This is a genomic window from Streptomyces sp. WAC05292 (assembly GCF_003949955.1).
GTDB classification, from domain to species: domain Bacteria; phylum Actinomycetota; class Actinomycetes; order Streptomycetales; family Streptomycetaceae; genus Streptomyces; species Streptomyces globosus.
Genome location: NZ_RPSE01000572.1, coordinates 1 through 2,917 on the forward strand (window position 1 = coordinate 1; position 2,917 = coordinate 2,917).

At 76.3% G+C, this 2,917-nt stretch carries 3 protein-coding genes; all 3 read right to left on the minus strand.

All coding sequences use genetic code 11. The annotated features are described in order from the left end of the window. Nucleotides 1-28 precede the first annotated feature (28 nt). On the minus strand, nt 29-946 hold the full coding sequence (locus EF903_RS31125) for a 4-(cytidine 5'-diphospho)-2-C-methyl-D-erythritol kinase (RefSeq protein ID WP_125548324.1): 918 nt from the start codon (nt 944-946) through the stop codon (nt 29-31). Further along, nucleotides 943-1,845 (minus strand): 16S rRNA (adenine(1518)-N(6)/adenine(1519)-N(6))-dimethyltransferase RsmA, encoded by a 903-nt coding sequence (gene rsmA, locus EF903_RS31130; protein ID WP_125548325.1) that lies wholly within the window; start codon nt 1,843-1,845, stop codon nt 943-945. The genes EF903_RS31125 and rsmA overlap by 4 nt, the downstream gene beginning before the upstream one ends. Beyond that, the coding region (locus EF903_RS31135; protein ID WP_125548326.1) for a resuscitation-promoting factor at nt 1,842-2,917 on the minus strand (1,076 nt) is incomplete at its 5' end. The genes EF903_RS31135 and rsmA, both read right to left, overlap by 4 nt.

Below are 2,917 nucleotides of genomic sequence, written 5' to 3' on the forward strand. Positions count from 1 at the left end.
GGCGGGGCGGGCGGAGCGGGCCGACGGGTCAGATGCGGGTGGCCCCCGCGGTCGGGCTGGTGGCGGTCCGCGTCGTGCGGCAGGTTCCGGACGCCTCCAGGGCGGCGGCGACCTTCGCGGCGGCCTCGCCGTCGCGGACGAGGAACGCGGTGGTCGGGCCGGAGCCGGAGACGATCCCGGCCAGTGCCCCGGCCGCGGTTCCGGCGGCGAGGGTCCGCGCCAGCTCCGGGCGCAGCGACAGCGCGGCCGGCTGGAGGTCGTTGGCCAGGGCGCCGGCCAGCGCGTCGGGGTCGCCGGAGGCGAGGGCGGCCAGCAGCGCCGGGGAGGCCTGCGGCTCGGGGATCTCCCGGCCCTCGGCGAGGCGGTCGAACTCGCGGAAGACGGCCGGGGTGGACAGCCCGCCGTCGGCGACGGCGAACACCCAGTGGAAGGAGCCCGCGTCGAGGGGGGTCAGCAGCTCGCCGCGGCCGGTGCCGAGGGCGGCCCCGCCGAGCAGGCTGAACGGGACGTCGCTGCCGAGCTCCGCGCACATCCCGAGCAGCTCGGCGACGGGCGTGTCGAGTCCCCACAGCCGGTCGCAGGCGAGGAGCGCGCCGGCGCCGTCGGCGCTGCCGCCGGCCATGCCTCCGGCGACGGGGATGTTCTTCGCGATGTGGATGTGGACGGCGGCCCCGCCGGGGCGTCCGCTGCGGGCGGCGAGCAGCTCGGCCGCACGTGCGGCGAGGTTCGTCCGGTCCAGGGGCACCTGGTCGGCGTCGGGCCCGGAGCAGGTCACCGCCAGGGCGTCGGCGGGGGTGACGGTGACCTCGTCGTAGAGGGAGACGGCGAGGAAGACGTTGGCGAGGTCGTGGAAGCCGTCGGGCCGGGCGGCGCCGACCGCGAGCTGCACGTTGACCTTGGCGGGGACGCGTACGGTGACGCCGCCTGCGGCGGGCGCGGTGCTCACAGGGCGGGCCTCTCGGCTGCGGCGGGCTTGTGCTCGGCGATGGCGGCGAACTCCTCGACGGTGAGGGATTCGCCCCGGGCCTGCGGGGAGACCCCGGCGGCGGTGAGGGCCGCTTCGGCGGCGGCCGCGGAGCCGGCCCAGCCGGCGAGCGCGGCGCGGAGGGTCTTGCGGCGCTGGGCGAACGCGGCGTCGACGACGGCGAAGACCTCGGTCCGGCTCGCGGTGGTCGGGATCGGCTCGGCCCGCCGGACGAGGGAGACGAGCCCGGAGTCGACGTTCGGCGCGGGCCAGAAGACGTTGCGGCCGATGGCGCCGGCCCGCTTGACCTCGGCGTACCAGTTGGCCTTGACGGAGGGGACGCCGTACACCTTGCTGCCGGGCTTCGCGGCGAGCCGGTCGGCGACCTCCGACTGCACCATGACGAGGGTGCGCCGGATGCTGGGGAAGCGCTCCAGCATGGTCAGCAGCACCGGCACGGCCACGTTGTACGGCAGGTTCGCGACGAGCGCGGTGGGCGGCGGGCCGGGGAGCTCCTCGACGAGCAGGGCGTCGGAGTGGACGAGGGCGAAGCGGTCCTTGCGGTCCGGCATGCGGGCCTCGATGGTGGCGGGCAGGGCGGCGGCGAGGACGTCGTCGATCTCGACGGCGGTGACCCGGTCGGCCGCTTCGAGCAGCGCCAGCGTCAGCGAGCCGAGGCCGGGCCCGACCTCGACGACGACGTCGTCGGGCCGGACGTCGGCGGTGCGCACGATGCGGCGCACCGTGTTGGCGTCGATGACGAAGTTCTGGCCCTTCTGCTTCGTCGGGCGCACGCCGAGCGCGGCCGCGAGTTCGCGGATGTCGGCCGCGCCGAGGAGGGCGTCGCTGGTTCTGTCGGGCTGCTGCTCTGCGGTGCTCACCGGTAAAGCCTACGGCCGCAGTGCGGCCACGGACTCGCCCCCCGCTGCACGTACAGCTTCTTGGCCCGGTACGTCTGCTCGCTGCCGGTGGCGTCCTGGGGGCGGCCGCTGCCGCCGAGGCCCTGCCAGGTGCGGACGTCGAACTGGTAGAGGCCGCCGTACGTGCCGGACGGGTCGGTGGCGTCGGGGCGGCCGCCGGACTCGCACTGGGCGAGGGCCGCCCAGTTCAGGCCTTCGGCTCCGGCGACGGAGGCGGGCAGCGGCTTGGTGCCGACGCGGACGACCTGGGTGACGGGTTCGCGGACGGTCTCCTCGGTGACGCGGCGGGGCTTCTGCGGGACGCCGTTGACGGTGCGCAGGGCGTAGGTGACCCGGCGGGCTCCGGGGCGGCCGGCCCGTTCGACGACTTCGGTGCCGGCGAAGAGGTCCGCGTCCTGGATGCGCTCGGTCGCGAAGGGGATGCGCTCCTCGCGGACCTCGCGGGTGCCGGTGATGCGGAGCACGGTGACGGTCTGCCCGTCGCGGGGGAAGGAGTCGGGCGGGACGGAGGTGGTGTCCTGGCCGGCGAGGGTGATGCCGGCCTGGCCGAGGGCCTCGCGGACGGTGGCGGCGTTGGTGCGGACGGTGGTCTCGCCGCCGTCGGCGAGGAAGGTGACGCTGCGTTCGGTGCGGACGGCGAGGTCGAGGCCGGAGCGGGGGACGGCGGCGGTGCGGGGGACGGACAGGTGGGCGCCCTCGACACGGACGCCGAGCCGGCGCAGGGCTGCTTCGACGGTGCGGGCGGTGGTCCACACCTCGCTGGTGCGCCCGTCGAGGGTGAGGCGCACGGGGCGCCCGTAGTGGACGGTGATCTCGTCGCCGTCGCCGAGGGCGGCGGTGCGGGCGGGGGCGACGAGGTCGTGGGCGCCGACGCCGAGCCCTTCGGCGGCGAGGAGTTCGCCGACCTCGTCGGCGAAGGTGTGCAGGGTGCGGGACCGGCCGTCGACGGTGAGGCGTACGGCCTTGTCGGCGGCGACGAAGGCGGTGGTGCCGCCGGCGAGGAAGGCGACGACGAGGGCCTGCGGGATGATCC